The sequence below is a fragment of the Dyadobacter alkalitolerans DSM 23607 genome (genome assembly GCF_000428845.1).
Classification (GTDB): domain Bacteria; phylum Bacteroidota; class Bacteroidia; order Cytophagales; family Spirosomataceae; genus Dyadobacter; species Dyadobacter alkalitolerans.
Genome location: NZ_AUAS01000001.1, coordinates 351,173 through 376,989, shown reverse-complemented (window position 1 = coordinate 376,989; position 25,817 = coordinate 351,173). Strand labels below are relative to the sequence as shown.

Annotated in this window: 27 protein-coding genes; 11 read left to right on the top strand and 16 right to left on the bottom strand. The window is 44.0% G+C overall.

Features of this window, described 5'->3' with window-relative positions; translation table 11 throughout:
• Positions 1-115 precede the first annotated feature (115 nt).
• From G395_RS0101695 to G395_RS0101685, 3 genes are read left to right on the top strand one after another with little or no spacing between them, the layout of a single operon-like run.
• On the top strand, positions 116-658 hold the full coding sequence (locus G395_RS0101695) for an RNA polymerase sigma factor (protein WP_026628471.1): 543 nt from the start codon (positions 116-118) through the stop codon (positions 656-658).
• Positions 659-712: 54 nt separating this feature from the next.
• Complete coding sequence (locus G395_RS0101690; protein ID WP_026628470.1) at positions 713-1,153, top strand: hypothetical protein; 441 nt, start codon at positions 713-715, stop codon at positions 1,151-1,153.
• A gap of 20 nt (positions 1,154-1,173) precedes the next feature.
• Positions 1,174-1,629 (top strand): hypothetical protein, encoded by a 456-nt coding sequence (locus tag G395_RS0101685; protein ID WP_026628469.1) that lies wholly within the window; start codon positions 1,174-1,176, stop codon positions 1,627-1,629.
• A 146-nt stretch (positions 1,630-1,775) separates the two neighbouring features.
• On the opposite strand, the gene G395_RS0101680 is transcribed toward G395_RS0101685, so the two are convergent.
• From G395_RS0101680 to hisB, 3 genes are all read right to left on the bottom strand, one after another.
• On the bottom strand, positions 1,776-3,353 hold the full coding sequence (locus G395_RS0101680) for a SulP family inorganic anion transporter (protein ID WP_026628468.1): 1,578 nt from the start codon (positions 3,351-3,353) through the stop codon (positions 1,776-1,778).
• Between the two features lie 45 nt (positions 3,354-3,398).
• Positions 3,399-4,046 carry a carbonate dehydratase gene (can, locus tag G395_RS0101675; RefSeq protein ID WP_026628467.1) on the bottom strand — a complete coding sequence of 216 codons (648 nt, stop codon included), beginning with the start codon at positions 4,044-4,046 and terminating at the stop codon, positions 3,399-3,401.
• A gap of 628 nt (positions 4,047-4,674) precedes the next feature.
• Positions 4,675-5,799, bottom strand: a complete 1,125-nt coding sequence (hisB, locus tag G395_RS0101665) for a bifunctional histidinol-phosphatase/imidazoleglycerol-phosphate dehydratase HisB (RefSeq protein WP_026628466.1) — start codon at positions 5,797-5,799, stop codon at positions 4,675-4,677.
• A 168-nt stretch (positions 5,800-5,967) separates the two neighbouring features.
• Here hisB and G395_RS0101660 point away from each other — a divergent pair, with 168 nt between their 5' ends.
• From G395_RS0101660 to G395_RS0101645, 4 genes are all read left to right on the top strand, one after another.
• Complete coding sequence (locus G395_RS0101660; protein WP_026628465.1) at positions 5,968-6,561, top strand: riboflavin synthase; 594 nt, start codon at positions 5,968-5,970, stop codon at positions 6,559-6,561.
• Positions 6,562-6,627: 66 nt separating this feature from the next.
• Positions 6,628-7,425 carry a PASTA domain-containing protein gene (locus G395_RS0101655; protein ID WP_026628464.1) on the top strand — a complete coding sequence of 266 codons (798 nt, stop codon included), beginning with the start codon at positions 6,628-6,630 and terminating at the stop codon, positions 7,423-7,425.
• Positions 7,400-9,259, top strand: coding sequence for a T9SS type A sorting domain-containing protein (locus G395_RS0101650; RefSeq protein ID WP_026628463.1), 1,860 nt, complete (start codon positions 7,400-7,402; stop codon positions 9,257-9,259). The genes G395_RS0101655 and G395_RS0101650 overlap by 26 nt, the downstream gene beginning before the upstream one ends.
• Before the next feature lie 27 nt (positions 9,260-9,286).
• Positions 9,287-9,583, top strand: coding sequence for a rhodanese-like domain-containing protein (locus G395_RS0101645; protein WP_026628462.1), 297 nt, complete (start codon positions 9,287-9,289; stop codon positions 9,581-9,583).
• Positions 9,584-9,591: 8 nt separating this feature from the next.
• On the opposite strand, the gene miaA is transcribed toward G395_RS0101645, so the two are convergent.
• Positions 9,592-10,521, bottom strand: coding sequence for a tRNA (adenosine(37)-N6)-dimethylallyltransferase MiaA (gene miaA, locus G395_RS0101640; RefSeq protein WP_026628461.1), 930 nt, complete (start codon positions 10,519-10,521; stop codon positions 9,592-9,594).
• Positions 10,522-10,774: 253 nt separating this feature from the next.
• Between miaA and G395_RS0101635 the strand changes: the two genes are divergently transcribed.
• The gene (locus G395_RS0101635; RefSeq protein WP_026628460.1) at positions 10,775-11,395 is read left to right on the top strand and encodes a hypothetical protein; all 621 of its coding nucleotides are present in this window, start codon (positions 10,775-10,777) and stop codon (positions 11,393-11,395) included.
• Between the two features lie 66 nt (positions 11,396-11,461).
• On the opposite strand, the gene porN is transcribed toward G395_RS0101635, so the two are convergent.
• From porN to sucD, 8 genes are all read right to left on the bottom strand, one after another.
• Entirely contained in the window at positions 11,462-12,526 is a 1,065-nt protein-coding gene (porN, locus tag G395_RS0101630) for a type IX secretion system ring subunit PorN/GldN (RefSeq protein WP_211237738.1), read from the bottom strand.
• Between the two features lie 38 nt (positions 12,527-12,564).
• A complete protein-coding gene (gene porM, locus G395_RS0101625) occupies positions 12,565-14,157 on the bottom strand; it encodes a type IX secretion system motor protein PorM/GldM (protein ID WP_026628458.1) in 1,593 nt (530 codons plus the stop codon).
• 37 nt (positions 14,158-14,194) lie between these two features.
• Entirely contained in the window at positions 14,195-15,010 is an 816-nt protein-coding gene (porL, locus tag G395_RS0101620) for a type IX secretion system motor protein PorL/GldL (RefSeq protein ID WP_026628457.1), read from the bottom strand.
• A gap of 117 nt (positions 15,011-15,127) precedes the next feature.
• On the bottom strand, positions 15,128-16,201 hold the full coding sequence (gene porK, locus G395_RS0101615; RefSeq protein ID WP_026628456.1) for a T9SS ring complex lipoprotein PorK/GldK: 1,074 nt from the start codon (positions 16,199-16,201) through the stop codon (positions 15,128-15,130).
• A gap of 355 nt (positions 16,202-16,556) precedes the next feature.
• Positions 16,557-17,534, bottom strand: coding sequence for a PorP/SprF family type IX secretion system membrane protein (locus G395_RS0101610; RefSeq protein ID WP_084439342.1), 978 nt, complete (start codon positions 17,532-17,534; stop codon positions 16,557-16,559).
• A 132-nt stretch (positions 17,535-17,666) separates the two neighbouring features.
• Positions 17,667-18,449 (bottom strand): uroporphyrinogen-III synthase, encoded by a 783-nt coding sequence (locus tag G395_RS0101605; protein ID WP_026628454.1) that lies wholly within the window; start codon positions 18,447-18,449, stop codon positions 17,667-17,669.
• A 42-nt stretch (positions 18,450-18,491) separates the two neighbouring features.
• Complete coding sequence (locus G395_RS0101600; protein ID WP_026628453.1) at positions 18,492-19,673, bottom strand: DUF4271 domain-containing protein; 1,182 nt, start codon at positions 19,671-19,673, stop codon at positions 18,492-18,494.
• A gap of 60 nt (positions 19,674-19,733) precedes the next feature.
• Entirely contained in the window at positions 19,734-20,612 is an 879-nt protein-coding gene (gene sucD / locus G395_RS0101595) for a succinate--CoA ligase subunit alpha (RefSeq protein WP_026628452.1), read from the bottom strand.
• A gap of 139 nt (positions 20,613-20,751) precedes the next feature.
• Here sucD and G395_RS0101590 point away from each other — a divergent pair, with 139 nt between their 5' ends.
• A complete protein-coding gene (locus tag G395_RS0101590; RefSeq protein ID WP_229203909.1) occupies positions 20,752-21,318 on the top strand; it encodes a hypothetical protein in 567 nt (188 codons plus the stop codon).
• Positions 21,319-21,422: 104 nt separating this feature from the next.
• Positions 21,423-21,917 carry an azurin gene (gene azu / locus G395_RS0101585; RefSeq protein ID WP_026628450.1) on the top strand — a complete coding sequence of 165 codons (495 nt, stop codon included), beginning with the start codon at positions 21,423-21,425 and terminating at the stop codon, positions 21,915-21,917.
• A 66-nt stretch (positions 21,918-21,983) separates the two neighbouring features.
• Here azu and G395_RS0101580 read toward each other — a convergent pair whose 3' ends face one another.
• The gene (locus G395_RS0101580; protein ID WP_035360287.1) at positions 21,984-22,529 is read right to left on the bottom strand and encodes a TlpA family protein disulfide reductase; all 546 of its coding nucleotides are present in this window, start codon (positions 22,527-22,529) and stop codon (positions 21,984-21,986) included.
• Positions 22,530-22,724: 195 nt separating this feature from the next.
• Here G395_RS0101580 and G395_RS0101575 point away from each other — a divergent pair, with 195 nt between their 5' ends.
• Entirely contained in the window at positions 22,725-24,068 is a 1,344-nt protein-coding gene (locus G395_RS0101575) for a tetratricopeptide repeat protein (RefSeq protein ID WP_026628448.1), read from the top strand.
• Positions 24,069-24,144: 76 nt separating this feature from the next.
• Here G395_RS0101575 and G395_RS0101570 read toward each other — a convergent pair whose 3' ends face one another.
• The 3 genes from G395_RS0101570 to G395_RS0101560 are packed head-to-tail and all read right to left on the bottom strand — an operon-like array spanning position 24,145 to position 25,794.
• Positions 24,145-24,855, bottom strand: coding sequence for a superoxide dismutase (locus G395_RS0101570; protein ID WP_026628447.1), 711 nt, complete (start codon positions 24,853-24,855; stop codon positions 24,145-24,147).
• Positions 24,856-24,885: 30 nt separating this feature from the next.
• A complete protein-coding gene (gene recR, locus G395_RS0101565) occupies positions 24,886-25,500 on the bottom strand; it encodes a recombination mediator RecR (RefSeq protein WP_026628446.1) in 615 nt (204 codons plus the stop codon).
• An 18-nt stretch (positions 25,501-25,518) separates the two neighbouring features.
• Positions 25,519-25,794: an ATP-dependent Clp protease adaptor ClpS gene (locus tag G395_RS0101560; protein WP_026628445.1), complete on the bottom strand. Its 276-nt coding sequence runs from the start codon at positions 25,792-25,794 to the stop codon at positions 25,519-25,521.
• Positions 25,795-25,817 lie beyond the last annotated feature (23 nt).

The window sequence follows — 25,817 nt, the reverse complement described above, 5'->3', positions numbered from 1 at the left end:
CTTGCGAAAGGTTGAAACGCTGTTTTACTTTTTGCAGGACTCAAATTTTATTTGCCCTGAACCAAAAAATGAACTATTATTGACTTGTGTTGATTCGGGAATTAGTATTGATTAAATGTCTGACGAAGAATTATTATCCCTTTTTGAAAATCCCGAAACGCGCCGGAACGCTTTCAGTCAGCTGGTGCGGAAGTATCAGCAAAAAGTATATTGGCTGGTAAGGAAAATGGTTGTAGACCATGATGATGCGAATGACATTACACAGGATGTGTTCATCAAAGCCTGGACAGCGCTCGAAAATTTCCGGGGCGATTCCAAATTCTACACCTGGCTTTACCGCATTGCGAGCAATGAAGCCATTAATTTTCTCAACAAAAAAAGAAAGCGTTTTTTCATTTCAATCAATGACGTGGAAAGTGAGTTGAGCGAAAAGCTGGAAGCAGATCCGCTGGTGAGCGGCGATGCCATTCAGCTAAAACTGCAAAAAGCATTATTAAAATTACCAGAAAAGCAGAGGCTGGTTTTTAACCTTAAATATTTTGAAGAGCTGCCCTATGAGGAGATTTCGGAGATCACCGGGACGTCGGTGGGTGCGCTAAAAGCTTCATATCATTGGGCTTCAAAAAAAATTGAGGATTATTTAAATGAGACAGATTAAACCATTGCAAACTAGTTTGGTCAAACATTTACAAGAGTGGAAATATAAATAATCATGGATAATAAGCGCATACGACTGGATGGTCTGAAAAAGGAAGTTCCTTTCCAGGTTCCGGAGGACTATTTTGACAAATTGCCTCAGATGATCCAATCAAGAATCCCGTCGGAACCTGTTCGTAAGCCGGTCATAGGCTGGTCGTGGCAGCGTTCATTGGCGCTTGTGTCGGCTATGGCTTTGATTTTAGTGCTGGTATGGGTAACCGTTCCCGAACGCCAGGGATCACTCGGGCAGGAGCCGTTGAGCGGCATTAGTAATGCATCCATAGTGAGTTACCTGGAAGATCAGGATATCAGTTACTACGATTTGAGCGAGCATAAGGTTGTTCAGAAGGCGTTTGACACAGATTCTACGGTACTTTTTTACCTGGATGGACTGGAAGATGACATTCTTCGCCAGCAATTACAGGAATCAGTTTCAGGCACTGAGACGATTTGACCCTAACAATAATTAGAAAAATGAACTTACAACTTATTACCAGACACCGAAACCTGTTAGCCCTCCTCTTCATAGCAATGCTTTCCATCACTACGGCAAGCGCGCAACGGAAATCGGAGGAAGAAATAAAACGGATTCAGGATGCGAAAGTGGCCATTATTACCAACCGGCTAAATTTAACGCCGGAGCAGTCGACAGGATTCTGGCCGGTTTACAATGAATATTCCCAGAAACGCAGAGAAATTCACCGTGCGCAAAGGAAGATCATCAATGATAAAAAAGCAGAAGGGCAGAATGACGAGCAAGTGCTTGGTAACCTGAAAGAAGTGCAGGACTTGCGTCAGAAGGAGCTGGACCTTGAAAAAGAATATCAGAATCGCTTTTTGAAAGTAATTACCGCAAGCCAAGTCATCGAATTGTATAAGGCTGAACGTACATTCAACGATATGCTCATTCAGCGTCTCAAGAATAAATAGAAACCGAAAAATTTTTAACCGCTTTTTCGGCTTATTACAAATCGTTATCCCACACTGGCACTCGTCGGTTGTGGGATTTTTTGTGCAAAAAAATAGCCGGCACAACGCCGGCTATTTTGGTATATAATTACAGAATCTTAGCAATGTTAGTGGCCACCGACCACTTCTACGCCTTCAATTCCTTTGGTTTCAACCGTAATGTTACGCAGCGGTGCCGCATGTTTTTTGAAATCCTGGATAATTTCCAGCACATCGTAATCTATGTTCATGGAGCGGCTGCCGTCGATGACAACTGTTGAGTTGTCGGGCAGGTCGTCCAATGTTGCGCTGATGCTGCCTTTGTTCAGGAATGTAACTTCCTCAGACAAGATAAGCGTGATCACATCCCCATCGCGGTGTTTCTCTTTCACATAATGATAAGAGTGCTTGTAGTTTTTGCGAAGGATAAAATAAATCGCCACAACCATTCCAATGGCAATTCCTTTCAGCAAATCCGTGCTCAGAATGGCGACAATGGTCACAATGAACGGGATAAATTGCTCTTTGCCGAGCTTATACATGCCCTGGTAAAGCGAAAACTTAGACAGCTTGTAACCCACCATCAGCAACACCGCCGCCAGCGAAGCCAACGGAATGTAGTTCAGCAATGTAGGAATAAACAAAGCCGAAAGCAGCATAATGGACCCATGCGTAATGGTGCTCATCTTGGTCCGGCCGCCTGAATCAATGTTGGCAGAGCTGCGCACAATCACCTGCGTAATAGGCAACCCGCCGATTAACCCGGATGTAATGTTACCGATACCCTGCGCAACTAGCTCCCTGTTTGTGGGCGTGCTGCGTTTGTAGGGATCCAGCTTATCGGTTGCTTCCACGCACAAAAGCGTTTCAAGGCTCGCCACAATCGCTAATGTTACGGCAATGGTGTAAGTTTCAACGCGGGTAATTGCAGAAAAATCAGGTGTTTTGAAGAAACTGAAAAATTCCTGCGCGTTGCTCGCCACCGGCAACTGCACCAAATGCTCGCCGCCCAATGTCCAGGCAGGCATCACCTTTGAAAAAAGAAGGTTCAGCAGGATTCCGCTCACCACTACAAACAATGCACCCGGAATAAACCGGAAAAGCGAAACGCGCTTCATGAACGGACGGTCAAACAATATCAGCAAGCCGAGCGAAATCAAAGAGATAATGATGGCTCCTGTGCTGCTGTATTTTACGGCGTTAAAAAGCTCCGTAAAGGTGTTTTGTCCGTCTTTCTGATTGAATGCTTCGTCGCCCATAAAGTCGGCGTCGTACCCAAATGCGTGCGGGATTTCCTTCAAAATGAGGGTTATACCAATGGCAGCAAGCATTCCTTTGATCACAGACGACGGGAAATAATAGCCAATGATCCCGGCTTTTAAGAAACCAGCAATCACCTGGATCACCCCAGCTAAAACTACTGCAAGCAGGAATGCTTCGAAACTCCCGAGCGTATCCAGCGCATTGAGCACAATCACAACCAGACCAGCGGCCGGGCCGGCAACGCCCAAAGGCGAGCCGCTGATGGAACCAACCACGATTCCACCAATGATCCCGGCGATAATTCCCGAAAACAGGAGATCGGAGCGTCCTGTCGAGGCCAGCGCCACACCAAGACATAATGGTAAAGCAACCAGATAAACGACGAGTCCGGCCGGGACATCGTACTTCAGGTTGGAAAACAAACTTTTTTTATCTGCTGACATACGATTATCGCTAAGAGTCAAATATTAAATGAGGGCTGCTTAATGTCAGGCGATAACCGGAACGTCCATCCGATATACATTCTCCATATCGTCTGCACTGTCCATTGTAATGCCGAGATCCTGAAGAACGCCCGTGCCGACTGCGTATACCACACCGTGCACCTGCAAAGGCTTTTTGTTAGCCCAGGCATTCTGCACGATCGAAGTTTTTGCAAGGTCCATCACCTGCTCGATCACATTGAGCTCTACAAACCGGTCGGTTCTTTTTTGAGTGTCCTCAATGGCGTTCAGTTCTTCCTGGTGCAATCTGTACACATCTTTAATATGTCTCAACCAGTTGTCGATAAGGCCTACCTGCTTGTTGCCCATTGCTGCTGCAACACCGCCGCAACCATAGTGTCCGCAAACGATAATGTGCTGAACATTAAGCACATTAACAGAGTAATCGAGCACACTCAGCATGCTCATATCCGTGTGAATGACCATGTTGGCAATGTTGCGATGCACGAAAATATCACCGGGCATTGTTCCGGTTAATGCATTTGCAGGGACGCGGCTGTCAGAACATCCGATCCATAGAAACTTTGGGCTTTGTCCATTTGCTAGTCTGTTGAAAAATTCAGGGTCTTCCTCGTTAGTTGCATCGACCCATTTTTTATTGTTTTCAAACAGTTGGTTATATGATTTGATCATGATATTTTTTTGAATATAAATTATTGAATAGGAGAACCCGGACAATGTGCCTGGCAGAATGTAAAATGTACACATCCGCAGGAGCACCATGCTCACAGAATAAATAAATGCAGGAAAAAATCAGACCAATTCGGGGGGCGGCGAGAGCAGCTTCAACGAGATTTCATTTGGAAATCCGGCTGAGAAGGAGAAAGACTTCGAAAGGGGGAATGATAAAGGCGATTTATCAAAATGTAGGGAATGAGAAATCAACAACTGGTCGTCGCTGATTTTCTCAACTTCTGTTTTTTCATTATCACAAGTGCCGGTATCGCAAACCACAGATGACTTTTCCTTGGCCAGCAAGAGACTGGCGACATCTGTGGCTTTACAGATGAGGAAGGCCGTAAGTAATATGAGACAGAGCGATTTGAGCAACTTGTGATACGATTAAATAATAACGCTTACTTGGCTTTCCATTGTTTTTCATTGTTTTCCAGCCAGCGTCCTACAAGGAACGCAGAACCAAGAAGAACTACATAAAAAACGATCATTATGATTGTCATTTCCATAAAAAAGCAATTTATACACTACTTAACGTTAGCAAAATTAACTAAAAATGTCTTTAACCGTTCAATAAATTAAAAATTTAAAGGACTCCTTTGGTTGAAGGCATGAAGTCGAGTGCTTTTAAATCACGTCTCACGGCCATTTTTATTGCCTTGGCGAACGCTTTAAAAATCGATTCGATCTTATGATGCTCATTGTCACCGCTTACCTGAATATTTAAATTAGAGAGCGACGTGTCTGAAAATGATTTGAAAAAGTGAAAAAACATTTCCGTCGGCATCTCGCCAATCTTCTCTCTTTTAAATTCTGCATCCCAGACAATCCACGGACGGCCTGAAAAATCAATAGCAACCTGGGCAAGCGCTTCATCCATAGGAAGCAAAAACCCATATCTGCTGATGCCGCGCTTATCGCCAATGGCCTGCCGGTAAGCTTCACCCAGCGCCAGCGCCGTGTCTTCAATGGTGTGGTGTTCGTCAATATGCAGGTCACCTTCGACATGGATAGAGAGGTCGGCGCCTGAATGTCTGGCCAGTTGATCCAGCATATGGTCGAAAAAGCCCAGTCCTGTATGAATGTCAGATATGCCGCTTCCCTCCAGGTTCAGCTCGACCTTGATCTGCGTTTCCTTTGTATTGCGTTCAACAGACGCAGTTCTGGAAGGCAGTTTCAAGTGTTCATAAATCGCATCCCAATCTCTTGAAACATAACTCGTAGCTTTCTGCATTTCTTCAGACATTCCCGTTTCAGGAGTTTGGTCCGAAACCAAAATGGCCTTAGCACCCAGGTTTACAGCCAGTTGCACATCGGTAAGGCGGTCACCGATCACATAACTGTTAGCCAAATCGTATTCTTCTGAAAAGTAGGAAGTTAACATTCCGGTGCCTGGTTTTCTGGTAGAAAGGTTATCTTCCGGGAAACTGCGGTCCACGTGAATGTTCGCGAAATGTATGTTTTCTCCCGCTAAGGTTTGCAGCATCTTATTTTGCGCCGGCCAGAAGGTGGGTTCAGGAAAAGATTCCGTTCCCAAGCCGTCCTGATTGGTTACCATTACCAACTCGTAATCAGTTTCCTCGGCAATTTTGCGGAGTGCGGATATTGCTTTGGGTAAAAATTCGAGTTTTTCTAATGAGTCTACCTGAAAATCAGTGGGCGGTTCAACGATGATCGTTCCGTCGCGATCAATAAATAAGACTTTTTTCATTAATGTTATAAAGTATATGTTAGGCAAAAGGAATGCTGGTTTCCCACGTTCGTGCAAAGTTCGCAAACTATGTGGATTTGAAAAGATTTACCCACATCAATAGCGCCTTTCGTACTGCAAAGAGACGTTATAAATCGTAACTTTGTGTTTAAAATTTCGTCTAAGATAATGTTTACAGGAATAGTAGAATCCGTTGCAACGCTTTTAAAAGTCGATTCAGAAGGCACTAACAAAACTTTTTCGTTTCAATCACCCATTGCTTCGGAGTTTAAAATCGATCAGAGTATCAGCCATAATGGTGTTTGCCTGACCGTTGTTGCCGTGGAGGGAGACACCTATAAAGTTACCGCCATTGAGGAAACATTGCTGAAAACCAATCTGGGTGACCTAACTATTCAGGATAAGGTCAATCTGGAACGCTGCATGCCGGCCAATGGCAGGTTCGACGGACACATTGTGCAGGGGCACGTGGACCAGATGGCTGTGTGCACTTTCGTGGAAGCACGCGACGGAAGCTGGCTGTTTGATTTTGAATACGATGCATCCACCGGAAATCTGACTGTAGAAAAGGGCTCCATATGTATCAATGGCGTCAGTCTTACCGTTTTCAATTCTGAAAGCAGTTCGTTCCGGGTTGCAATCATCCCTTACACCTATGAATTTACCAATTTCCATAGCCTGAAAGCGGGTGATCGTGTCAATCTTGAATTCGATATTCTAGGAAAGTACATTAAAAGAATTCTTGGATCATATACCGCATAGTATATTGGCATCCTGAAATATTACGTTTATTTTTACCCGTCTATACATTTCGAGCTTTAACAATACATGGCCAAAATAAGTACTCAGTCCAGAACGGATCTTTTCATTCATATCGGAATTATAGTTTCATTGCTTTTGGTCCTTTTTCTGGGTTTTTTCTTCGTTTACCTGCCTTTTACGACCAATCATGGCGAGGCTGTAACCATCCCGGATTTAAAGAAAAAGAATGTTGCCGAGCTTGAAGAATTTCTTGAGAGCCGCGACCTGCGTTACGAAGTCGATTGCACTTTTGTCGCTAATGTGCCTGCGCTGACCATTATTTCACAATATCCATTGCCGGGCGCCAAAGTAAAAGAGGGCCGGAAAATATATGTTACCGTTTCGTCGCGCACGGCACCGTTGATCAAGATGCCGAAGTTGACGGATATGACGCACCGCAGCGCACAAATGTTGCTGAAAAGTGTTGGTCTTGAAGAAGGAAATATATCCTATGTGCCGGATATGGCGCAGAATGCAGTTTTAAGACAAATGTATAACGGGAAAGAAATTTTGCCCGGACAAGCAATTCCGAAGGGCTCGAAAGTGGATCTGGAATTGGGCGAAGGACTTGGGACAGCACAGTTTGAAGCACCATCCGTTTTAGGCTTGCCGTTGGACGAAGCGAAAATTGCGCTGATAGGAGCGGGGCTTAAAGTTGGCCAGCAGATGGAAATACCGGCGGAGGAAGGACAAGCGGCGGGCACGGTGGTAAGACAGAACCCGGACGCTGGAAATAATGTAAGAATAGGAGATGTAATCGATCTCTGGATCACACCACAAGCAGTTGAATCAACTGGGAATGAGAATATATCACCGGAACAGTAAAATTTATTTTGATAATAAAAAACGTATAATTCTGACATTGCTGCTCGCGCTTTTTCAGTGTCAGTTCCTATACGCCCAATTAAAGCTCGTTCCTATCGACGGCTCCTATGCCGATGAGGAGGCCGAATCACAAAGCACATTGCGGACCGGGGCAACATTGAACCTGCCTTTTTTTGATGATTTTTCAACCACCAAAACGGCCAGCCCAAACACGGCAAACTGGCTTCCGGGAAGTGGAGTTTACATTAACAATACACTTTCCAGCTCGCAGCCCTCGCTCAACATTGCAACTTTCGATGGATTGAATGCATCAGGAACTCCGTATAACCTCATCAATCCGCTTACTCAGAATTTTACCGATACATTAACTTCTCAGCCCATTGACCTGGCCGGGAAGAAGGCCTCGGATTCACTATACATTAGTTTTCAGTGGCTGGCAAAGGGTTTGGGTGAATTGCCGGATTCCAGTGACTCTTTTCAGCTGGAATTTTTGAGTAAAGTCAATGGCTGGGTTACGGCCTGGCAACAAGTTGGTTATAAGTTGGATACGGTTTATAAGAATCAATTTGTGAAGATCACCGACCCGGCTTACTTCCATAATGCATTTCAGTTCAGGTTCCGCGCATATGGGCGTAAATCCGGTTATTATGACACCTGGCATCTGGATTATGTTTATTTAAATACGAAACGGTCAGTAAGGCAACCATATATCTTCGATGTTGCGGTGAGAAAAGCGATCTCTCCGTTTTTGAAAAAATATACCGCAATGCCGCTCCGGCAATATCGCGTTAATCCCCAGGCTGCCATTTCCGATTCGGTGAAGACTGATGTTGCGAATAACTTCAACAATTTCAACATTCTGACCAGCACATTTACCATCCGGGATGCGACTAAGGGCACTGAATTGTTCCGGAATGTTCAGAGGTCGATTTATGTCGAGTCGCTCAAATCCAAATCTTTGGCAGTCAAAACGGCTCCGCCGGCTATTAATAGCAACCTGGATAGTTTGAAATTGATTACCAAATTTTGGGTTACCACCACGGATACCATTCCAGGAGTTAATTTGAAGACCAATGATTCCAGCACTTCCCGGGTAGATTTGACAGATTACTATGCATATGACGACGGAAGTGCTGAATATGGCGTGCAGGTAAATCAGAAACTGGGACGCGTGGCTGTCCAGTATACATTGGCGAAACCCGATACAATCGGCGGCGTTAGGCTTGCTATGGTCCAGTTTAACAAAGATGTTTCGGGACAGGGATTTACGATTCAGATCTTTGATAACAAAAACGACAAACCGGACAGGCTGATCGCGCAAAGATCTGTTGGAGCGAGATATCCAGCCTTACGAAACGGGTTTATTGATTATGCATTCAACACACCAGTTGCTGTCCCCGATACATTTTATGTAGGCTGGCTCCAACTGAACGAGCAGCCGGTTACAGTAGGATTTGACCGAAATTCCATGCTAGGTAGGAACGCGGTTTTTTATAACCTAGGAACCGAGTGGGCCAAGGAAACTGCGTTGAAGGGCAGTATCATGATCCGGCCTTATCTTGGAAAGAAAGCAGCGGGCGTGGTGACAGGAAATGAACCGGCTGCGACTACGGACATGCGCTTTTTCCCGAATCCCAACAAAGGCGTTATTAATTGGGAGAATGCTTCTATAAAAAGAATCGAAATTTATGCAATGCAGGGACATTTGGTCCAAACCATTGTTCCTGAAAAGAACCAGCGTTCTGCCGTGGTTCAGTTGATTGAAGGAATTTATATTGTTAAATCGTCGGATGGGAAACGCTCATTTACACAAAAGATGTTATTTGTCCAATAATCTTATTAATAACAAAAAGAAGACATTATGGATATTACAGTGCAAGAACTGAAGGAACGTTTAGATAAAGGGGAAGACCTGCATTTTTATGACGTTCGGGAAGAACACGAGTTCGAAGAAGATAATCTGGGCGCGAAGCTGATCCCGTTGGGTGAGTTGCCCGATCATCTGGATGAGCTTGAACCATTGAAAGATGAGGAGATCATTATTCACTGCCGTTCGGGAGCAAGAAGCGGAAAAGCGGCTCGCTTCCTGGAATCGCAGGGTTTTTCAAATGTTAGGAACGTGTTGGGCGGGATTCTTGCCTATCGTGAGTTGGAATAACATTCTTTCTACAAAGTATTATTATCCTGAATCCTGGCCTGAATGTAGGCCAGGATTTTTTCATATTCGTCGGCCTGGAACCATTCAAATTTGCCCTGATGACGGAACCAGGTCAGCTGCCGTTTGGCATACCGCCTTGAATTCTGTTTCAGTAGCCGGATCATTTCCTTTTCATCATACGCATTGTCGAGATAGCCATAAACTTCCTTGTACCCGACCGTTTGCAGCGCGTGGTGGGATTTGTATGGAAGCAATGCCGTCGCCTCGTCAACAAGCCCTTCTGCGAGCATTATGTCCATCCGATCGTCAATGCGTTGGTACAGCTCGGAACGGTCTCGATCCAAAGCGATTAAAATCTGCTGAAAGGGCCGCTTAATGATGTTTTTTAAATGGTATTGACTGATTGGCGTGCCGGTTGTGAAAAATACCTCCAATGCCCGCACTACGCGTTGGGGATTATTAATTTCTGCCGTAAGAGCGAACGCCGGATCTATTTCACGAATCTCATGCTGCAATACATCAAGTCCTTTTTCATTCAGCTTTTGGGTCAAAGATTCTCTTAGACCCGGCAAGGGTGCTGGCAGGTCGTCTAAGCCTTCTGAAACAGCCTTTACGTAAAAACCCGAACCTCCGGTCATCACGACGTAATCGTGCGTCTCAAAAAGCGTTTTCAGTAATGTCAATACGTCGCGTTCGAAATCGCCGGCGCTGTAAATTTCTGAAATTGAATGCGAATTGATAAAATGGTGCTTGACTTGCGAAAGCTCTTCGTTTGTTGGTTTTGCTGTACCAATGTTAAGCTCTTTAAAAAACTGCCGCGAGTCGGCGGATATGATTTCCGTATTAAGCGCTTTTGCTATTTGAATGGACAATGCGGTTTTTCCAACTGCGGTAGGGCCGGCAATGATGATCAGGTATTTCTGTTGGCTTTCGGACATTCGGGCGCTTTAATTCAATGTTACTCCGCCGCGAATTTACATATCAGCAGTTTCTGCACACCACTTTTTCTCATATTCAGGCAGCAATATCATGCCGGTTTTTTAATCTTTTGACAGTGAGAAGGATTAATAATTTTTTTTGTATAATTTATGGAAAAAACGCCCTTGTTCTCGTCAAATTGAATCGGCCAGCGTATTAAGCTCTAACATTTTTCTTTCTTATTTTCAATTCACATTCTAAACATTGCAAGTTATGTTCAAAAAATTATTACTATTTGCCTGGATCGGGTCAATGGCATTTATGGTTGGCTGCAAAGGCGAGCAGGGTGATGTAGGGCCAAAAGGAGATGCGGGCGTAGCCGGCCCGGCAGGACCAGCGGGACCGGCTGGGCAGAACGGCACGGGCTCAGGTGGAGGGGCATTCATTATCTCTTCTGGTGCAGTCAAAACAGATACTAGTGGAAGTTTCAGTATAGGCTACAATGATTTGACGCCTGAGGAAGATAGCCTCTTTCAATCTTCTGCAATCTTGGTTTATATCAAATCTCAAAATGTGTATTGGCCATTACCTGGAGTGGTTGTTTTTGGAACTGGAACAACGAGTACAGCAAGTGAATTTACTTTTGTGCATGGGATTCAGGACGGCACGTTTTTCGTAGATATATTTCAGAGAGGCTGGTCTGAGGAAGGTGTCAAAGCCGCTCCTGACAGATCATTTCAGGACGTACGTGTTGTTATCATTCCTGGAATCACGGCTGGAAGAATGAATGCTGAGGTCCTTAAAAGTTACGAAAAGACAATCGCTGCCTTAGCTTTGACGGAAGACAAAACGAAGCTGGGAAAAACGCTTCAATTCAAGCTTTCCAGAAAGTAGGATATGAAGCAACAAAAAAAGGTTATCCAGTGCGGATAACCTTTTTTTGTTGCTCGACTTGAGAGACTAATATTCCCAGAGTCCGTGTTCCAGTTCCATTAATTCTTGCTCGTAGTTTAGAGACTTGATAAGTGCTTCTTTTTCTCCATTGTAGATGTCAAGAAACGCTCTGTCGTTTGCATTGGAATATTTGGTGATACGGCCGTAGAAAAGACGCAAATCGAAAGCATCCGCAAGGTTCTTGTTCTGGGCAGTATTATGGGTGTTATACCAGATATATTTCTTAGGATCGCTTCTGAACAGTCTTTCCACATCTTTGTAACGGAAAGAAGCAACTGGTAATTCAAGACCCGTAGCAGTTTGTTCCGAAGGAAGAATGATCGTCAATGTTTGAATGTCATTGTACAAGCGAGATCTTTTCTTATCAAATGTCCAGTCTTCCTTAATTTCCAAAATACTCAACTGATCCGGAAAATATTCTTCCTCGGTGGAAGCGACTTGGGTTTGGAAACTGCTGTCAACTTTGGGCTGCTCAACAACGGGTTCCTCTGCTTTTGCAACCTCTGTTTTAGCACCTTTTTTGCTTGATTTCTTCTTTGGAGGACCCCAACCATCATCTTCCGCTGCTGCTTCAGTTTTGGTTTCCTTTTTAGTGTTGCCCCATCCGTCATCAGCAGCTGCCGCAGTTTTTGTTGGATCTGCCTTTGGTTTAGCACCCCAGCCATCGTCTGTTTTTGCCGGCTCACCAAAGCCAGCTGCTATTTCCTCAGCGGATAACCCGGCAGTCTGATTTGGAATTAATATACGTTTGTGTAACTCGTCACCATCAATTTTAGTAGCGCATGAGTCATTTGTGTAAGCGTCAATCAAACCTGCTTTTGCAGCCTCCAACAGGTAACGTGTGATCTCATTGTTTTTAGAGAACATTGAAACATTTTGTTTCTCTTTAAGATCGACCCTTCTCCAAAGCGTCCTTTTCATCAGGACATCGCCGTCAGCAATCGGGCGCGATGAAAATTGATTCGCTGTGGAATCTTCTTTTTCCTGAGCAAAAGCAGCGCCTGTGCCCAAAGATAAAGAAAGTAATGACCATGCAATCGTTTTTCCGTTCATTCTTCTCATAACATACATAAGGTTGTATTGCCCAATCAACGATTAAAATTGAAGTATTAGTATAGCGGAACAGTTCTGTATTGATTACCCATCTCAACTTCGTTGACAGCACCCTTAAAATTCTGGCGCTCTACTTTTAAGATTGTAACCACATAACGATCACCAGGTTGTGCTTGTTGCGCTAATGAGGATATAGATCCACCACCACCATTCAATGTAACACCGCCAATTCTTCTGTTGTTCCGCGCCAGGGAAATCTCAACTTGGGATACCCTAAATTTCGCATCTTCAGGAGAGAAATTCTTAAAGCTTTCATCAGGAACAGCGATTACCTGAATGCTACGCGTGCCAGAAGCAGGTGTTCCTTTACGTTCGTCATAGGCAGCACCATTGACTCTCACTTCAAGCGAAGGCTTAGGCACTTTATTTACTCTGAATGGCTCAGATCCCAGAACGTTGCCAGCATTGCTAACAGTAATATTCAACTGCGCTTTGTTAGGAACAATCGTGAATTTTCCTTTTTGTCCGCTCTGGATAATTTCTCCACCGTCAGTTGAGAAGCTTGGTGCCCAAAGTGGTCCCAATGCCGGGCTTTGAATGCTTAATTTATTAGCGCAACCCAGGTATAAAGGAGGAAGTGTTCCTGTTTCAATCTGGTAGGAAGGCTTCACAACGAAGTACTCCTGGTTCATCGTATAAGTTGTATCCCGTCCTGATGGAGTAGGGATCGTAATGCGAGCTTGTAGTTCTTTCCGCACGACGCCTTCTGCATTATAGCCGCCACCTTGCGCAGTAAATTCGATCATACCAACGCCGTTTTCAACCTTTACGGGTGAGCCGTTCAAGCTCATACGTGGTGTTATTCCAGAAGCAGAAGCTGCGATGAACATTTGTCCTTTGAATTTCGTGCCTGCAACAACTGTTTTTGCATCAGCGCTAACCATTGCCAGAACGCGGTCAAATTTAACGTCTGCTGCTCCAACCTTACTTGCAAGGTAATTCAAGACTTCACCTTCCATGCGGCGAATGTCTGTTTGTTTCTGACTTAAAACCGCCAATGCAGCTGCAACAGGAGTCGATTCAAAATTCAGTTCAGCGAAATCCTTATTGCGTTGGTCCTTATTTGTTTTAACGCCTGGATCTTCTCTGCCGTCCATTGCCAGCATTTGGAATTTATTAGGAGATAAAGCATTTAACCTTGCAGTGTACGCATTAAGCGTTTCTTTCAAACCATACGCCTTCCCTTTTTTTCCTTGTGCAATCATCAATTCAGCAACTTTGGCTTCTTCATCCGGGTTTTTAATTCCACCTTCCTCATTTAATCCGCCACCCGCTTTGGCAATAATCTCCTGCTTCAATGTATTGATCTCATTGGTAATGTCAGCAGTAAACTTGCGAACCTCTTCAGCTTGTTTGATTACCGCCACATCGGCCGACCTGTTACCAGCTTTTTCAACTGCCGCTTTAATTTTAAGTACAGTTTCCTGGTTTATTTTATTAGCTGCTCCGGAGGATAGTTCCAAAGAATTGTTCAGAAGAATGAATTTTTCTATGATGGCTGAGCTCACCTGCAATGCGAGCATTGCAGTAAGTACCAGGTACATCATGCCAATCATCTTTTGACGGGGTGTTTCTTTTCCACCTGCCATATATTCAGTAATCAGTTATCAGTGATTGAATAATTTATTATGCATTGCTGCCACGCATGGCAGTCAGCATATTGCCATAAATGCCATTCAGGGACGAGATGTTGGTCGTCAGTTTAGACATTTCATTTTTAAACACTTGCGACTCTTTGGTAGCGTCAGCCATGTTTTCCATCGCAGTAGTAAGGTTGCCATAGAACGCATTCATTGCTTTCAAATGCTTGGTTGTATCCTGCAATTCAAGCTCATAAACCGCGTTCAACGCGCCCATATTCTTGGTGATTTGCTGAAACTGCTCACGGTATGATTGTGCATCTTTGGTGGCGTCAGCCATAGAACTCATTGCACTGATGGCAACACCGTAAGATTTATTCATATCATTGATCGCCGTTGACGCACTTTTCACATTTCTTGCGTAATCATTAGTAGCAACAGTTGCATCGGTCAGATCGCGGATCTTGCCAACTGTTTCAGAAAGGTTTCTGAAACCTTTTCCAAGACTGTCGAAAACCTCAGGTCCTAGTTTAGCATTGTCGAGCATATTGTCCAGCTTAGCAGTAACACCACTTGAAGATGTAGATCCACGAGTAATTGCAGGACCATTATAGTCGTCGGCAAGCTCAGGGTAAACACGAGTCCAATCCGGATCGCGGTCAGAAGATTGTGTTAGTGTCTGAAGTGCATAAAGTAAAAATATAAGTACCTCTGTACCCAATCCTGCAATTAGTAAAGGACCGCCGAAGTCCCAGTGTTGAATTTTTGCTAACGCTCCCAAAATAACAACGGCAGCACCTGCGCTATATATTGTTGGTACCAGTTTATCCCAAAAAAAATTAGGTCCGCTATTCTTAGCCATACTTATTGAAATCAGTTACAGTGAAAAAATTAGATATTGATAAAGAAAAGTGTTTTGAAAAGGTCGTAAAAAAGAAGCAGTGTTTGGAACGCTGCTTCTTTTTAGAAGAGATTCTATCTAGCGACGGCGTGCACGGGCACCTCCGCGGTCATTAACATTGTCCATTACGCAGCGGAAGCCGATGAATGCACGACGCTCAGTTTCGTATTCGAAAGTTCTCGTGCCGGTCTGTAAGTAGTAAGCGATGTCTTTCCATGAACCGCCTTTCACAACTTTGCGGGGTTCGTCTGGATTGTCATATCTAGGGTTCATATCCCAAACAATGGCTGTTGCATTATCTGTATAAGCATCCGAAGTCCATTCTGCAACGTTTCCAGCCATATTGTAAAGGCCGAAATCATTAGGATTGTATGCATTTGCAGGGCCTGTGTAAGGATAGCCATCCGCATCATAGTTTCCGCGTTGTGGCTTAAAGTTCGCCAGGAAGCATCCTTTTGCATTCATGGTGTAAGGATTACCCCAAGGGTATTTCGCAACTGCACGTCCGCCTCTTGCTGCCCATTCCCATTCTGCCTCTGTCGGAAGACGGAAACCTGTTGAGTTGAACTGTCCTTCTTTGTTTTGGAAGTCATGCAAAAGATTGGTACGCCATTTAGAGAAATACTGGGCACCTTGCCAGCTAACACCTACAACCGGGTAAGTATCGAATCCTGGATGTTGGTAGTAATATTCAACAAATGGGTCACCGTTAGAATATGCAAAGTCTTTTTTCCATGCTGTTGTATCAGGATAGTATTTGGACATAATTTCTTCTTCTCCCAAAACTGAAACCGAGTCAACCAGCAAGGCATTCACAAACTGGCGGTATTCGTTGTTTGTGATCTCCGTATCATCCATAAAGAATGAGCTGATCGTCACGCGCCGGTTCATGTTGTTCATGGAGGAAGCTATATCTTCATCGGCTTGTCCCATTACAAAGGAACCTGATGGGATTACCACCATTCCAGCCGGTGTTGTCTGCTTATAACCTTTACGGGCTGTCGCTGTAATTTCCCCGTTTTGAATCCCGCTTTCTTCTTGTCCTCCCTTGCCAAACTTACTCTTAATAAACCCGCAACTTTGCATCAGCATAAGAGCGGCTACCAAAAGCAGGCTTTTGACTCCATCCCGATAGAACACTTTCACATTCATAGTGTTTTTGTAAAATTTGAATAATAAAATGTTAGCCTAAAAACGTCGACTGGTGATATATAGTATACTTGAAATAAAAACAAAAATAACAATCTCACGCTCAGTAAAATCTGGGAGAAATTATATTGTGAAGCTCCCGAAACGATAACCAAGCCTGCATTTATCGAGTTAACGTAAGAATAAGATAAATGGTATAAGGCAAGATTATTTTACAAATATAAATTAAAGTTTCGCAAACTGATCACTTTCAATTATCTGCTGGTTTACAAAAACCGTTTAATAATTGCCAAAATCCTTGCGATTTTAAATAATTTCCGGATTCCATAGTACTATATACGGAGACTGTAAAGTTGTGTCAAAACCTGAAACGGGGCGTCCGGATGATTGTCTTCTTGCCAAACTTTGGCGATGGCAGCGCGTACGACAGCATTACTTCGAAAGACGACGGTGCTTTCGAATCATTTCCCCCTAATACAAGATCATACGCTCCTGATAACCTAAGCGATTGATCGGGTAGTAAATAAATTCCGCCCATTACGATAAAGTAGGTGTCCTGCTGTCTGTAAGTTCCACCAATCCAATAACGTTTGTTATAAGTAACCGTCGCGCCACCCTCGGCAGAGAACGTGCTGATGTCGGATTTTAATAAAACAATTGGCTGTATATCAAGAAGGTAACCCAGTTCAATATTTAAACCTGCATTGAAGTATAATGTCTTCGGTAATGGGTTAGTCGCTGTTGTTGATCCGAGCTGGTATTTTGGTTCCAGTAAGTGATTTAAAGATACGCCTGCATAGAATGTCTCATTTTCAAAACGGGCCCCCACAGAAAAATCAGGATTGATTTCTGAAATGTTTCCGGTTGGAATCAACGGATCGTCCAGATCCTGATATCTTAATTTGCTGTAATCGATTGATTGCCTGAATAATCCTGCACTCGCCCCAACCTGAAAATTCCCACCAAACGCCGGGATCTTATATGCTGCAGACAATTTGAAATCCTGATCTGTACGCGGGCCGCTGCGGTCATTCAGCGCGTAAAAGCCTATCCCGAAATTCTTGATAGGCATACTGAAAGAAAAAAGTTGCGTTGACAATGCGCCGCCTTCATCCGAAATATTTGTTCCCTGGTAGCCAGCATATTGCGTTCTGTGCGTGAGCTGAAACTTCGTAAGCCCGTCTGCGCCGGCAGCTGCTGGATTAAGGTAAAGCTGGTTAAGAGAAAATAAGCTGAATTGTGCGTCTTTCTGAGCCATCGCACCGTTGGTGGTCAGGAGTATTATTGCAAGCAGCCTGTTATATTTAATACTTCGAATAATAAAAGTCAAAGTCATGCCTGTGGGTTTGGTTAAGGAACACGCTGGGAGTTTTCGGATTTCATTTATAACGCATATTGCTTAAAAAAATTGATAAAATAACAAAAAAGCCCCGGAAAATTTCCGGGGCTTTTTTGGACAAAATTCGGTCTAAACATTGTTCGCTTGCCTGATATAAAGGTCAAGCGCGCCGGTCATGGATGGGGCATTTGGCAAAGGTGCCTGAATGTCCAGAAAAAGTCCTGCATCTGTAACCGCTTTCGCGGTTGTAGGGCCGAAAGCCGCAATTCTGGTAGAATTTTGCTTGAAGTCAGGGAAGTTGTCGTATAGTGATTTGATCCCCGACGGACTAAAAAATGCTATAATGTCGTAGTAAACGTCTTCCAGGTCAGAAAGATCGGCTGAGCCAGTCTGATACATGGTAGCTTCAGTGAAGTGGAACTCCTCCGTATCTGCAAACTCCGGAATATCGTTTTTGCGCACGTCCGAACATGGGTACAGGAATTTCTCTTTCTTGTGTTTCCGCATCAGCTCGATCAGTTCGGCCGCCGTTTTGGTGCCTGTAAAGATCTTTCTTTTGCGAATGACAATGTATTTCTGGAGATAATTGGCAGTCTGTTCTGAGATGCAGAAATATTTCATTGTTGCCGGCACCTCAACTCTTCCCTCGTTACAAATCCGGAAAAAATGATCAATGGCGTTACGGCTTGTGAAAATGACCGCAGTATGATCCAGAATGTTGATTTTTTGTTTACGGAAGTCTTTGTAAGAAACTCCGTCGATTTGTATAAACGGCCTGAAATCTACTTTGATATTATACTTTTTGGCCAATTCATAATAAGGTGAATTCTCGTCGGCTGGTCTGGATTGACTAACTAAAAGACTGGTTACTTTTTTAAGCCGCTCCTGATCAAAATTGATGGTATCACTCATGTATAATCCTCATTAGTTTAAGTTCCGTTTCACTCTCTGCAATTACAAAGCAAACTTTATGCCGACAATGAGCGGGATTATTTCAATGACGCAAAGGTAAGAAAATAAATACAGATTAATCAACGAGCCCGGCGGCTTGGTGACAATGTACAAGGCCAGGAATCGTGCGGAATAGAACAGCAAAAATGGGGCCAGAACGTACATTCGCATCTCAGGCAGCCAGTTTATGTGGTTGAAGCTGAGGGTAAAAACGAACAGAAACAATGCTGCATAAAAGAGGTAAGAGGATTGTATTATTTTAAGAAAGATAATGTCAACCTGCTTATCCAGATTCAGCATATTTCCTGCCATCACCATGCAGATGTATTTGACATAAGTTAGAAGAAAGAAGATCGCGGAAAGGATAAAGAAGTCACCAAGAATTTGTAGTGTATTAGACTTTTCAGACAATATCGTGCTGACAGAAAATACATTAAGCTTATTGGCCGAAAGGAAAACGACTACAAAGCTCATCAGCATGGATGTGATGATGACAAAGAAAACGACTGTGTTGCTATAAGGCTTGTTAATCTTTGAAAGCTGGTCCCTCGGGTCATTGTTGAAAAACTCAATAGGATTAATCAAACGTATAAAGGACAAGGGATTAGCATTGTAAATCCACACGCTGAGTATCAGGATCAGAATCAGAGAAATTGCAGCAAAGTTACCGAACGGTGTAAATGTGATGGGTTTGATATTGATAAAATTCCGCCCGGCCTGTTCGATCGTCGTTGGGTCATTTAATTTCTTTTTGTTACAAAGCAGCACAGATTTATCTCCGATCCCCGCACTGCCGTAAATAGTGAGCAGCAATTCATCCTTTTTGTAGATTTTATAAAGGCTGTCAATGTTCAGTTCCTGCCACTCATTGCTGTTGATTTTGTTTTGAAGTGATCCTTCCAGGAACAAATAACTCTCCGTTTCAGCCTTCAAAAGCAGATCATAACGGCGGTTTTTGACCAGATCTACATAAAGGCTAACATAGCGCGCGCCCTCGTTCACGCCCTGGGAAAAATGGACGTAGTTCTTGTATTGAGGATTGTAAACGAGCCAGTCGTTCTGGTAGTCGTAAACCGGGAAATATTGTTCGGGAGGATTGACTTTGGCCGCACCGGAAGCGAATGTTCCGGAAATGGAAAAAGCTATTAGAAAAGCCCAAAAAAGCGTAAAAGATATGGACTTCATTGTTATAAAAAAGGGCGGGGTTTCCCCAGCCCTCTTATCAAGTGATATGTAATCAGATTACTATTTTCTTCCAAGTGCGATCAGCATGGTTTCGCCGATCAATGCAGGCGACTCGGCTACAAATATACCCGACTCCTTCATAATCCTGATTTTAGCCTCAGCCGTATCGTCAGCACCGCCGATGATTGCGCCAGCGTGGCCCATTCTGCGTCCTTTTGGAGCAGTTTGTCCGGCGATGAAACCAACAACAGGTTTTTTGTTTCCAGTTGATTTGATGTAGTTGGCTGCATCCGCTTCCATGCTTCCACCAATTTCACCGATCATTACAATCGCTTCTGTTTCAGGATCATTCATCAACAATTCAACCGCTTCTTTGGTCGTAGTGCCAATGATTGGGTCACCACCGATTCCGATTGCAGTTGTTTGTCCAAGTCCGGCGCGCGTTAGCTGGTCAACAGCCTCATAAGTAAGCGTTCCTGATTTTGAAACAATGCCAATTGTTCCTTTCTTGAAAATAAAGCCTGGCATAATGCCCACTTTACATTCTTCGGCTGTAATAACACCCGGGCAGTTTGGTCCGATCAGGCGGCAATTTTTGTTTTTGATATATTCTTTTGCCTGCATCATGTCCTTGGTAGGAATACCTTCGGTGATGCAAACGATAACGCCAATTCCAGCATCAGCAGCTTCCATTATAGCATCAGCAGCAAAAGCCGGCGGAACGAAAATGATAGATACATCAGCGCCGGTAGCACGCACAGCCTGGTCAACGGTGTTGAAAACAGGTCTTTCCAAGTGAGAAAGGCCGCCTTTGCCCGGAGTTACGCCACCTACGACATTAGTACCGTACTCGATCATTTGCTGGGCATGAAAAGAGCCCTCCGATCCGGTAAATCCCTGAACTATAATCTTAGAATTTTTATTAACTAAAACGCTCATGTTGGTAAATCAGTTTTTTTGGTAAAAGTAGAACGAAAAGCACGAAGTAGCAAAATGTAGCCAGAATTTGTAAATTGCTTTTCTGACAATATTAAGCAGGTTTATGCAGATACTCAGCAGTCCACATATATTTTCTAACTTGGTTTTAAGTTTTACCAGCATATTTATTTTCTCCCGGTATTTCCGGACCCAGCCGTTTATCAGCAGGTGGCTTTGGGGCATATTTTTGTTTTTCACTGCCCTCGTTGCCCTCACCGACTTGCTTGTCTACGTGGGCGTAGAAAGTTTTGAAAAACTGTACGGGGTCATCACGGCAGGTGAAATGACATTAGGCGCATTCTGCCTCGTTTCCGCATCCTGGTGCCTTATTATGCGCTATCGGGCGGGGACTTATTTTTTCGCGTCCACCATTGGGCTGGGATTACTCCTTATGTATTGCATCACCTGGTTTCGTGTAGAATATGTGGGGCTCATTATTAAATCGCTGGCCATTCTGATCACATTGCTGATATCCTGTGTAGGGCTTGCGAGCCGTCAGAAGAGTGCGCTATGGGTGATATTTTCAATGATGTTGCTCGCGTTATCTACGAAATCCGGGAAGCTTCCCATTCCTATGGACCCCGTCGATATCAACCATTATATGATGGTGCTGTCCGTGATTTGTGTAGGAAGAGCGGCACGCGATCAATATAAAATCCTGTTTTAAGATCTATTTATCAAACAAATGTTAATGGATTGTTTTTTTTAAATACCGCGTCGTAAATTGCACCAGTTAATTATCAAACAATCAAGTTTACTAATACTCTTAATATGAAAACGACGAAGTATGGCGTAATGCTTCTTGCCTCAGTTTTGGCTTTCGGAGCTATTACAATGAACACTGCTGAGGCTAAATTGCCTGCCAAAGCAGTTGTTACCGATGTGAAACAAGCTAAAACCATCGTAATAAAAGGAAGTGACGCAATGCAGTTTGACCTGAAAGAGATCAAAGTCAAAGCCGGACAAAAAGTGAAGCTTACTTTGACACACTCAGGAAAACTTGCTAAGGCTGCAATGGGCCACAACTGGGTTTTGTTGAAGCCAGGAACTGACGTTGCTGCATTCGGTTCAAAAGCGGCGGCTGCAAGAGAAACGGAATACATTCCTGCATCAGAAAAGGCTAGCATCCTTGCGCATACCAAACTTGTTGGTGGCGGCGAGAGCGACACAGTTGAATTTACTGCACCTGCAAAAGGAACTTACACTTACATATGCAGTTTCCCAGGTCACTATGCATTGATGAAAGGAACATTCATCGTTGAATAAGGAATAGATTAACACAAAAAAAGCGCTGGTCATGATGATCAGCGCTTTTTTTGTGTCTTTTAGGATCTATATTTCAGCCAATTGCTTATCGATCAGATCCGTGATTTCGGGGCGGTCCCATTGTGAAGCGCCTACTTCTTCTACCAGTATTTTGCCTTTATAAATAATGTAAGTCCGGGGGATCGCATTGCCGTCCAGGGCCGGTGGGTATGCTCCTGCAAACTGATAAAACGGCAGCTTATAACCTTTACGCGCAATGAACGGATTCACTGTTTCCGGATCTTCGTCTGAGATAATGTAGAATGCGACTTTTTCGTGGGCTTTATATTTATCATACAGTTTTTGAATGCCCGGCATCTCCATGTTACAAGGGCCGCACCAGGTTGCCCATACATTCACAAACACCAGCTTATCTTCATCCATAGCCACCGGTTTACCTTCCAGATCTCGCATTTCCGACAAGTATACGGAGGCCGTTTCTGTTTGTCCGGGTGCAGCGCTTTCTACGTTAGCTTCCTTATTATCAATGGGTTTAATAAATGAATAATAAACGGCGGCAGCTGCGACGATGAGCAGAACGATGAGAAAAAATTTCCTTGAATTAGCTGTCATAATGGTGTGGAATAAATGAAAAATGAGTTTCCAAAACTGGAATTGATCCATTAAAAGTAGCCATATTCTCAATAACCTGCCTCAAAAACCGTGTTCGAAAAATAGGGCATTTGTTTTTTTGATGCGGATGGGGAATTTGAATACTTTTATAGGATAATAAAAAACATATCTGATTTGAGGAAACGCTTTACATTCATGAAAGTTTTATTTTTTGGTCTGATTACCTTCATTGCAATCCTTTTGCCTGGCTCCACTTTTGCTCAACGATCGGCTGCGGAATTTTTTGAAGAAGGGAATACAAGAGCAGGAACAGGGGATTTCAACGGCGCTATGCAAGCCTATTCCACTGTAATTTCCATGAGTCCCGAACATGCGCCGAGCTATTTTAACCGCGGGCTGGCGAAGGCAAATCTGAAAGATTACCGCGGGGCCATTCAAGACTATAACCGCGCCATTGAGCTCAATCCCAAAGAAGCACTTTATTATCAAAGCCGCGGCGTAAGCAAAAGCTTGCAGGACGATTTTTCTTCGGCGATCGAAGACTATTCCAAAGCATTGGAACTGAATGCTGAAGACCCAAAGATCTATTACAACCGCGGCGTGAGCTATGCCAAACTAAAAAAGCACAGAAGCGCGCTTACCGACCTTGATCGCGCCTTGTCGCTCAATCCCGATGAACTTGCGGCTTTATATGCACGGGGAAATTGCAAGCAGGATTTGCAGGAATACGCGGGCAGCCTGGCCGATTTTACACGGGTGATAGAGTTAAGCCCCAAAAGAACAGGCGCTTATGCAGGCCGGGGGTTAGCAAAAATTGAGCTTGGCGATTTTCAGGGTGCAGCGGCAGATTTTACGCGTGCCATTGAATTGAGTCCTAATGAGAGCGAATTTTACGAAAAGCGCGGTTTTGCAAAAAATAAAATTGAAGATTATCAAGGCGCCATCATTGATTTTGACAAAACCATTCAATTAAATCCTGAAAACTATCAGGCATTTTACGGAAGAGGTTATGCCAAGGGCAAATTGAATGATACACGCGGCGCAATATCAGATCTTTCTACATCTATTGATTTGAAAAACAGCTATATAGGCGATCCTAAAAAGATAACCTACGCTGGTAAAATCAACCGCGAAACGCTGGACGGATTAAGGGATCAGGTTCAGCAGAATATTAAGATAGAACATTTGAGCGATGACAGGGCGCAGGCATACTTTGTCAGGGGCATAAGCAAGGCGAAGGTGGGCGAGACGAAGGGCGCTATTCAGGATCTGACGACGGCTGTTGAACTCAACCCTACTTATAGCACAGCATTCTTCTCACGCGCAATGATCCGTTCCGCAACGGGTGACCAGATGGGCGCCGTCATGGATTTTTCCAGCTCGATCAAATTGCGTTCAGATTATCCGGAAGCGTATTATTTGAGAGGGATCCTGAAAAACAGCCTTGGTGAAATCAATGATGGCTGTCTGGACCTGAGCAGGGCAGGGGAGCTTGGTTATCAGCAGGCGTACAAAGTGATCAGCAGTTACTGCAATTAGTAATTTTGTAAGCAAATAAGAAGGGGTTACCGATCATTGATCGGTAACCCCTTCTTTATAATATAATGTACTGATATTAAGCCTTCTTCATTTTTTCAGCCACTTTATCCCAGTTTACCACATCCCAGAATGCTTTAATGTAATCCGGGCGTTTGTTTTGATAATGCAGATAATAAGCATGTTCCCAAACGTCTAATCCCAGGATAGGTGTTCCTTTGAAGTCAGATACATCCATCAATGGGTTATCCTGGTTTGGAGTTGAGCCGATGGCGAGTTTACCGTCTTTTACCACCAACCAAGCCCATCCGGAACCAAAACGTGTTGTCGCTGCTTTGGCGAATTCTTCTTTAAATTTATCCATAGACCCAAACTGACCATTGATTGCATCAGCAACCGGTCCGGCTGGTGCTGCAGCCTTTTTAGGCCCCATTACTTCCCAAAAGAATGTGTGATTCCAGTGACCTCCGCCATTGTTGCGGATGGCAGCTGGTGCCTTTCCTATGGATTTGATAATGTCGTCGAGCGATTTCTTCTCGTATTCAGTTCCTTTTACCGCGTCGTTCAGGTTTTTTACATAGGTCGCATGGTGCTTGCCATAATGGATCTCCATGGTTTGCTTATCAATGCTGGGCTCGAGTGCACCGAAGTCATAAGGTAGGGGAGCTTGTTTGAATGGTGCCATTTCAGCTTGTAGGCCTTCTCCGGATTTTGCAAATGCCTGGCTGGACAATGCGCTCATAGCCAACGAACTGCCTGCTAATGTTTTTAGGAAGTCGGTTCTATTCATAACAGTCTTTCGGTAAAGTGTTTAGTTATTCTAATCGTAGGCCACCCGGCTCACGATGCTGCGCCCAAGGGTGATTTCATCCGCATATTCGAGGTCGCCGCCGATAGGGATGCCCCGGGCAATCGTACTCATCTTTACACCCGTCGATTTCAGTTTTTTCTGTAAATAAAAAGCAGTCGTATCGCCTTCCATCGTGGGACTTAGGGCCAGAATGATCTCCTTTACAGGTTCTGCATCTTCCGGGTGTTCTATCCTTTTTAGTAAAGAATCAATTTGCAGGTCTGAGGGGCCAATTCCCTCCAGTGGAGAAATAATCCCTCCCAAAACATGATACAGCCCTTTATATTGATTGGTTGACTCAATAGCCAGCACGTCGCGCGTATCCACAACCACACAAATGATCGAATGATCGCGCCTCGGGCTGCTGCAAATGTTGCATAGCCGGTCATCGGCAATATTGTGGCACTTTTCGCAATACGAAGTTTTGGTACGCATGTTGATCAGCGCCTCGGAAAGGGATCTGGTTTGTTCCTCCTCTCTTTTAAGCAAATGTAATGCCAGACGCAGCGCTGTTTTTTTTCCTATTCCCGGCAAACGGGAGATTTCACTTACGGCTTCCTCAATAAGACGTGAGGGGTAATTCATGTGAAAAGTTGAGTGAGACTAGTGGATTTCTGCGGAGATTCCGCGGCGGCAGATTTCATTGCGCATGCCGGTCAATTCTTCAAAAGCGCCCTCTTTTACCGAGCATTTGCCTTTATAATGAATGATCAGCGTGCATTGTTCGGCTTGTTCATTGGTATGGCCACAAACTTCTATCAAAGTATCTATGACCCAATCAAATGTATTTACATCGTCGTTGTAGATAACTAATTTCTGAACATCCGTTTCAACAGTTTTATCCAGAATTTCTACCTCAGTGTCTGTAAGCGCTTGCATAACAACCAAATTTCTGTTTGATT

Bases quoted from the DNA above. Each gene is read 5' to 3' on its own strand.
- G395_RS0101695 (WP_026628471.1), top strand. From the start codon at position 116: ATGTCTGACGAAGAATTATTATCCCTTTTTGAAAATCCCGAAACGCGC.
- G395_RS0101690 (WP_026628470.1), top strand. From the start codon at position 713: ATGGATAATAAGCGCATACGACTGGATGGTCTGAAAAAGGAAGTTCCT.
- G395_RS0101685 (WP_026628469.1), top strand. From the start codon at position 1,174: ATGAACTTACAACTTATTACCAGACACCGAAACCTGTTAGCCCTCCTC.
- G395_RS0101680 (WP_026628468.1), bottom strand. From the start codon at position 3,353: ATGTCAGCAGATAAAAAAAGTTTGTTTTCCAACCTGAAGTACGATGTC.
- can (WP_026628467.1), bottom strand. From the start codon at position 4,046: ATGATCAAATCATATAACCAACTGTTTGAAAACAATAAAAAATGGGTC.
- hisB (WP_026628466.1), bottom strand. From the start codon at position 5,799: ATGAAAAAAGTCTTATTTATTGATCGCGACGGAACGATCATCGTTGAA.
- G395_RS0101660 (WP_026628465.1), top strand. From the start codon at position 5,968: ATGTTTACAGGAATAGTAGAATCCGTTGCAACGCTTTTAAAAGTCGAT.
- G395_RS0101655 (WP_026628464.1), top strand. From the start codon at position 6,628: ATGGCCAAAATAAGTACTCAGTCCAGAACGGATCTTTTCATTCATATC.
- G395_RS0101650 (WP_026628463.1), top strand. From the start codon at position 7,400: ATGAGAATATATCACCGGAACAGTAAAATTTATTTTGATAATAAAAAA.
- G395_RS0101645 (WP_026628462.1), top strand. From the start codon at position 9,287: ATGGATATTACAGTGCAAGAACTGAAGGAACGTTTAGATAAAGGGGAA.
- miaA (WP_026628461.1), bottom strand. From the start codon at position 10,521: ATGTCCGAAAGCCAACAGAAATACCTGATCATCATTGCCGGCCCTACC.
- G395_RS0101635 (WP_026628460.1), top strand. From the start codon at position 10,775: ATGTTCAAAAAATTATTACTATTTGCCTGGATCGGGTCAATGGCATTT.
- porN (WP_211237738.1), bottom strand. From the start codon at position 12,526: ATGTATGTTATGAGAAGAATGAACGGAAAAACGATTGCATGGTCATTA.
- porM (WP_026628458.1), bottom strand. From the start codon at position 14,157: ATGGCAGGTGGAAAAGAAACACCCCGTCAAAAGATGATTGGCATGATG.
- porL (WP_026628457.1), bottom strand. From the start codon at position 15,010: ATGGCTAAGAATAGCGGACCTAATTTTTTTTGGGATAAACTGGTACCA.
- porK (WP_026628456.1), bottom strand. From the start codon at position 16,201: ATGAATGTGAAAGTGTTCTATCGGGATGGAGTCAAAAGCCTGCTTTTG.
- G395_RS0101610 (WP_084439342.1), bottom strand. From the start codon at position 17,534: ATGACTTTGACTTTTATTATTCGAAGTATTAAATATAACAGGCTGCTT.
- G395_RS0101605 (WP_026628454.1), bottom strand. From the start codon at position 18,449: ATGAGTGATACCATCAATTTTGATCAGGAGCGGCTTAAAAAAGTAACC.
- G395_RS0101600 (WP_026628453.1), bottom strand. From the start codon at position 19,673: ATGAAGTCCATATCTTTTACGCTTTTTTGGGCTTTTCTAATAGCTTTT.
- sucD (WP_026628452.1), bottom strand. From the start codon at position 20,612: ATGAGCGTTTTAGTTAATAAAAATTCTAAGATTATAGTTCAGGGATTT.
- azu (WP_026628450.1), top strand. From the start codon at position 21,423: ATGAAAACGACGAAGTATGGCGTAATGCTTCTTGCCTCAGTTTTGGCT.
- G395_RS0101580 (WP_035360287.1), bottom strand. From the start codon at position 22,529: ATGACAGCTAATTCAAGGAAATTTTTTCTCATCGTTCTGCTCATCGTC.
- G395_RS0101575 (WP_026628448.1), top strand. From the start codon at position 22,725: ATGAAAGTTTTATTTTTTGGTCTGATTACCTTCATTGCAATCCTTTTG.
- G395_RS0101570 (WP_026628447.1), bottom strand. From the start codon at position 24,855: ATGAATAGAACCGACTTCCTAAAAACATTAGCAGGCAGTTCGTTGGCT.
- recR (WP_026628446.1), bottom strand. From the start codon at position 25,500: ATGAATTACCCCTCACGTCTTATTGAGGAAGCCGTAAGTGAAATCTCC.
- G395_RS0101560 (WP_026628445.1), bottom strand. From the start codon at position 25,794: ATGCAAGCGCTTACAGACACTGAGGTAGAAATTCTGGATAAAACTGTT.